The sequence below is a fragment of the Kitasatospora sp. NPDC057518 genome (genome assembly GCF_042802075.1).
Classification (GTDB): domain Bacteria; phylum Actinomycetota; class Actinomycetes; order Streptomycetales; family Streptomycetaceae; genus Kitasatospora.
In genome coordinates this window covers 1-5,587 of the sequence record NZ_JBHVEU010000533.1, presented here as the reverse complement: position 1 = coordinate 5,587, position 5,587 = coordinate 1, and the positions used below count along the sequence as shown (strand labels likewise).

Here is a 5,587-nt window from a genome sequence, read left to right as displayed (position 1 = left end):
CCTCGCTCACCTCACAGGCGGCGGTCGGGCGCGTCGGGGTGTGTCTCGGGGGTGTCCGGGCGGCGGGTGCGTCGGGTACGTGCGGCCCGGTGGACCGGCTCAGCCGGCGGCCGCTGCCCGGGCCGGGGCCTGCGGCCCGAGGCGGACGGGCAGCGCGGCGAGGTGCCAGGCTGCCGGGTTCGGTCCGCGCTCGACGGCCTCCGGACCGACCGCGAGCGCCAACTCCGGGTACGTCCGCAGCAGCGTCTCGAAGGCGACCACCGCTTCCTGGTGCGCCAGCACCGCGCCCAGGCAGCGGTGGGTGCCGTGCCCGAAGCCCAGGTGCGCCTCGTGGTGCCCGGCGCGGTCCGGCGTGCTCGCCCGGCAGATGTCCAGGCGATCCGGCTCGGCATAGGCCCGCGGGTCGTGGTTGGCTCCGGCCAGGATCGGCATCACCGCCTCGCCCCTGCGGACCAGGGTGCCGGCCAGCGTGAGGTCCTCCGTCGCGTAGCGCGGCACCCCACCGATCGTCGGGCCGCACCAGCGCATCAGCTCGTCGACGGCGGCGGGCAGCCGGCCCGGGTCGGCCCGGAGCAGCTCCAGTTGTTCGGGGTGGGCGAGCAGCGCGGCCGTGCCGTTGCCGATCAGGGTGGCGGTGGTCTCGTGCCCGGCCACGACCAGGTTGAGGATCAGCGAGACGGTCTCGACCGGGGCGAGGCTGTCGCCCTCCGCGGCCGCCAGTCGGGAGAGCAGGTCGTCGGCGGGTTCGCCCCGGCGGAGCTCGACCAGCGAGCGGGCGGCGGCGACCATGGCGCGCAACGCCTCGTCCAGGCCGGGCCCGGCGCCCCGGCCGAGGTAGGAGCTCCAGCGGCGCCACTGCGGGCGGTCGGACTCGGGGATGCCGAGCAGCTCGCAGATCACCGTGACGGGCAGCGGGTACGCGAAGTGCGCGACCAGGTCGACCACGCCGTCCGGGTCGGCGTGGTCGGGCAGCGCCCGGGCGTACTCCTCGGCGAGCCGTTCGATCCGGGGGCGCAGCCGCTCCACGGCGCCGGCCGTGAAGGCCGGGTGCACCAGACCGCGCATCCGGCGGTGCCGGGCGCCGTCCGCGGCGAAGACCCCGGCGCGCAGGTACTGCGCGCACTCGGGCGGCATACCCCGAGCGCGCCAGACCTGCTCGGTGCGGTGCACGGGGACGGGTGTGGCGGTCCCGTCGGGAGCCGGGCCGTCGGCGGCGGGCCGGTCTGCGGTCAGGTGGTCGGGAACGGGGCCGTCGACGGCGTTCACGTCGTTGACGAAGCGCGGGTCGGACAGCACGGTGCGGACGTCCTGGTAGCGGACGGCGATCCAGAACGGCTCCACGCCGGGGATGGTGGCGCGGGCGAGCGGGGCGCGCTCGCGCAGGTCGGCGAAGGCGGCGAAGGGGTCGCGGATCAGGTGGTCGGCACGCAGGTCGACGGTCTCGGCCGGCTCGGCGGTGGTCACGGCTGCCTCCTCGGTGGTCGTGCGGTCCTCTGGTCCCGGATCGTGACGGATGCGGACGGCACGGTCCCCGGTTTCCAGGCGGGATTCACTCGATCGAGCACAGAGAGCCTTTTCCTCGGGCCGCCGGGAGCCGGGCCTCCGGACCTCCCGAACCGGCCCGCCCGACGACCGGGGCCGGGCCCGTGGCATGCTCGGGGCCATGACCACCGCACCCGTACCGTCCGTCGCCGCCCTCCGCAACCCGATCGGCGCGCACGTCCCGGTGGCCGGTCGCGGGCTGGCCGGGACCGGCCTGGCGTACGCGGGCCGGGTCGGTGCGGAGACGGTCCAGGTGTTCGTGGCCAACCCGCGCGGCTGGGCCACTCCCCCGGGCAACCCGGCGCAGGACGAGGAGTTCCGCACCGCCTGCGCCGAGCGGGGCGTCCCGGCCTGGGTGCACGCCCCGTACCTGATCAACTTCGGCTCGGACAACCCGGCCACCCGGGAGCGCTCGGCCGACTCGCTGCGGCACTCGCTGCGCCGCGGCCACGCCATCGGCGCGCTCGGCGTCGTCCTGCACACCGGCTCGGCGGTCGGCAGCGCGCCCGGCGGCGGCTCGCGCCGGGCCGAGGCGATGGCGCAGGTCCGGTCGGACGTCCGGCCGCTGCTGGAGGAGCTGGACGGGCTCGGCGACGACGCGCCCTGGCTGCTGCTGGAGCCGACGGCGGGGCAGGGCAGCTCGCTCTGCTCGCGGCTGGAGGAGCTGGCCGCGTACATGGAGGCGCTGGACCATCACCCGAAGGTGGGGGTCTGCCTGGACACCTGCCACGCCTTCGCCGCCGGGCACGACCTGGCGGAGCCGGGCGGGGTGACGGCCGCCCTGGACGCCCTGGCCGCCGCCGCGGGGCCGGGCCGGCTGCGGCTGATCCACGCCAACGACTCCGAGGACGTCGTCGGCGCCCGCAAGGACCGGCACGCCAACATCGGCGCCGGGATGATCGGCGCCGAGCCGTTCCGCGAGCTGTTCGAGCACCCGGAGACGGCCGGGGTGCCGCTGGTGGTGGAGACCCCGGACCGCAAGCACGGCGGGGACGGCACCGGGCACGCGATGGACATCGCGGTGCTGAAGGAGCTGCGGGAGCGGGCGGCGGTCCGGGGCACCGGGGCCCGCGCCGCGAGGCTGCCGGAGGCCGCAGCCGCCGGACAGCGGTGAGCCCGGAGGCCGACGGACGGCCTCCGGGCTCGGGGTGCGGAGGGGATCAGCAGCCGCAGTCGCTCTCGCCGTGCTCGGCGAAGTTGAACCAGGTGGCGTGCGGGCCGAACAGGCCGACGCCCGCGGAGCCGGACTCCAGGCTCTGCCCCTCCGACTGCGTCGGAGCGAAGCCCCCCGCCATGGCCGAGGTCGGGACCGCCACCACGGCACCGGCCACGGCGACGATCACGGCGAGCTTGCGGATCTTCCCACGAAGCGACATCTGCTGTCCTTTGGTTCGTCTCTGGTCCTCAACCCGCGCCCCCGACCGGCCGGTTCGGCCGCCCGACGGGCTGGGCGCGCCCCACCGGGGAGGCGCCGCGCCCACGTTGGCACACGAACGCACGGCTTCGGGCGCGCGCCGCAACCGGGCTGAGGCAATCGGGTGAGGCAACTCCCCCGACCGGACGAATCCGGGCGTACGTCCGTGAATCCGGTCGAACAGCCGCGAGGAGGGCGCCGGACGAGTACCCGTCCGGCCGCCCCGCGACCGCAAGTCTTGCGGTGACGGACCCGGCGAACTGAACAAATCCCGCCGATTTGGTGCACAGTGCCGCCCGGTCCGAGCATGAACGGTCGCTCCATGGCGCTCCACCGCTCCACCGGGCGGGAGCAGCAGCGAGCGCGGCCGCGCAACCCGGCGGCAGCAGGAGCAGCACCACGAAAGGCGCACCACCCTCATGCAGACCAGTCCCGCCGCACCTCGGCAGGCGACCCGACCGAGCGGCCCGGAGACCCCGGGGCCGGTCGACTCCCCGCCCACCGGCACCGCACCGCCCGGCCCGACGCCGCGGAAGGGCGGCCGCCGCTTCGGGCTGACGACCGCCACCGCCCTGGTGATGGGCAACATCATCGGCGGCGGCATCTTCATGATCCCGGCCGCCGTGGCCCCGTTCGGCACGGTCAGCCTGGTCGCCTTCGTGGTGCTCACCGTGGGCGCGATCGCGCTGGCGCTGGTCTTCGGGCAGCTGGCCCGCCGCAACCCGCGCACCGGCGGACCGTACGTCTACGCCCGCGAGGCCTTCGGGGACTTCGCCGGCTTCCTGTCCGCCTGGTCGTACTGGATCACCACCTGGGTCAGCAACGCCGCGCTCGCCGTGGCCGCTGTCGGGTACCTGGACGTGCTGCTGCCGCTGCACCACTCCATCCCGCTGGAGATCACCGCCGCGCTGGCCTTCCAGTGGCTGCCGGCGCTGGCCAACCTGGCCGGCACCCGCTACGTCGGGGCGGTCCAACTCGTCTCCACCGTGCTGAAGTTCGTCCCGCTGCTGCTGGTCGCGGTGGGCGGGCTGTTCTTCTTCGACCCGAAGAACCTCGGGCCCTTCGACGCCAGCGGCCAGGGCTGGGCCGGCGGGATGTCCGCCGCCGCGGCGATCCTGCTGTTCAGCTACCTGGGCGTGGAGTCGGCGGCGATGAGCGCCGGCAAGGTCCGCGACCCGGAGCGCAACGTCGGCCGGGCCAGCGTGCTCGGGACGGCCGGTGCGGCGGTGGTCTACCTGCTCGGCACCCTCGCGGTGTTCGGCACCGTGGCGCACCAGCAGCTCGTCCACTCCGCCGCGCCGTTCTCGGACGCCGTGAACGCGATGTTCGGCGGCACCTGGGGCGGCACGGCGATCGCCGTCGCCGCGCTGGTCTCGATGACCGGCGCCCTCAACGGCTGGACCCTGCTCTCCGCCCAGGCCCCGTACGCGGCCGCCAAGGACGGCCTGTTCCCGGCCGCCTTCGGCAAGGAGCGGCGCGGGGTGCCGACCTTCGGCGTGCTGGTCAGCGTGGCGCTGGCCTCGGCGCTGACCGTGCTCAACTTCGCCAGCGGCGCGAAGGGCGCCTTCGACATGCTGGTGCTGGTCACCACCTTCACCGCGACGGTGCCGTACCTGCTGTCCACCGCCGCCCAGCTGTACTGGCTGGTGCGCGGGGCCGGCGAGAAGGTCGACGGCGGGCGGCTGGTGCGCGACGCCGTCCTCGGCCTGGGCGCCTTCGCCTTCTCGATCTGGCTGCTCGCCGGGGCCGGCTACGCCGCCGTCTACCAGGGCGTCCTGTTCCTGTTCGCGGGCATCCTGGTCTACGTCTGGATGGCGGGCCGGCGCCGCGACTGAACTCCCGGCGGCAGCCGGAGAAGCCGACACATCCCCTGAAATCCTCGTGAACCTCCGTGGCGCGCGCCGGACTTGTCCGGTGCACGTCCGATGTGCACGAGGATTTCACTTCCCGGGTCTACCCGCGTAGGTCATCGAATCGCCACACTGGCGCACGCAATTCAGCAGTTCATCCGATCTGATGATGGAGCGTCCGCCATGGCCCCCAGCGCACCCGCACGCCGGTTCCTGTCCTGCATACCGGTGGCCGCCGTCCTCGCCGCCGTGACCGTCGTCACGGCCGGCACCCCCGCCCAGGCCGCCCTGCCGACCCCGATCTCCGCGGCCACCGCCCGCACGTACCTCGCCGCGATGCCCGCCACCGCGGAGACCCACGGCGACACCTACGACCGCACGCTGTTCCCGACCTGGATCACCGTCAGCGGCACCTGCGACACCCGCGAGTGGATCGTCAAGCGGGACGGCAGCAACGTCGCCACCGACACCTCCTGCAAGGCCACCAGCGGCAACTGGTCCTCGCCGTACGACGGCGCGACCACCACCAACGCCTCCTCCTTCGACGTCGACCACCTGGTGCCGCTCTCCGAGGCCTGGGCCTCCGGCGCCTGGGCCTGGACCACCCCCCAGCGCCAGGCCTTCGCCAACGACGTCACCCGCCCCCAGCTGCTGCTGGTCTCCGCGAGCAGCAACCGCTCCAAGGGCGACCGCGACCCGGCCGAGTGGCTCCCCCAGGCCTCCTACCGCTGCACCTACGCCCGCGCCTGGGTGCAGGTGAAACAGTACTACGGCCTGAGCG

Annotated in this window: 5 protein-coding genes; 3 read left to right on the top strand and 2 right to left on the bottom strand. The window is 74.6% G+C overall.

The window, feature by feature from the left end; all coding sequences use genetic code 11:
* Positions 1 to 99: 99 nt before the first annotated feature.
* Positions 100 to 1,464, bottom strand: coding sequence for a cytochrome P450 (locus ACFU7Z_RS35300; RefSeq protein ID WP_380782083.1), 1,365 nt, complete (start codon positions 1,462 to 1,464; stop codon positions 100 to 102).
* A gap of 199 nt (positions 1,465 to 1,663) precedes the next feature.
* Here ACFU7Z_RS35300 and ACFU7Z_RS35295 point away from each other — a divergent pair, with 199 nt between their 5' ends.
* A complete protein-coding gene (locus tag ACFU7Z_RS35295; RefSeq protein WP_380782081.1) occupies positions 1,664 to 2,656 on the top strand; it encodes a deoxyribonuclease IV in 993 nt (330 codons plus the stop codon).
* 46 nt (positions 2,657 to 2,702) lie between these two features.
* Here the strand turns inward: ACFU7Z_RS35295 and ACFU7Z_RS35290 are convergent, their stop codons facing one another.
* A complete protein-coding gene (locus ACFU7Z_RS35290) occupies positions 2,703 to 2,918 on the bottom strand; it encodes a hypothetical protein (RefSeq protein WP_049652123.1) in 216 nt (71 codons plus the stop codon).
* 457 nt (positions 2,919 to 3,375) lie between these two features.
* On the opposite strand from ACFU7Z_RS35290, the gene ACFU7Z_RS35285 reads away from it, so the two are divergent.
* Both ACFU7Z_RS35285 and ACFU7Z_RS35280 read left to right on the top strand, forming a co-directional pair.
* Positions 3,376 to 4,791 carry an amino acid permease gene (locus tag ACFU7Z_RS35285; RefSeq protein WP_380782079.1) on the top strand — a complete coding sequence of 472 codons (1,416 nt, stop codon included), beginning with the start codon at positions 3,376 to 3,378 and terminating at the stop codon, positions 4,789 to 4,791.
* 198 nt (positions 4,792 to 4,989) lie between these two features.
* The coding region (locus tag ACFU7Z_RS35280) for a DUF1524 domain-containing protein (RefSeq protein WP_380782077.1) at positions 4,990 to 5,587 on the top strand (598 nt) is incomplete at its 3' end.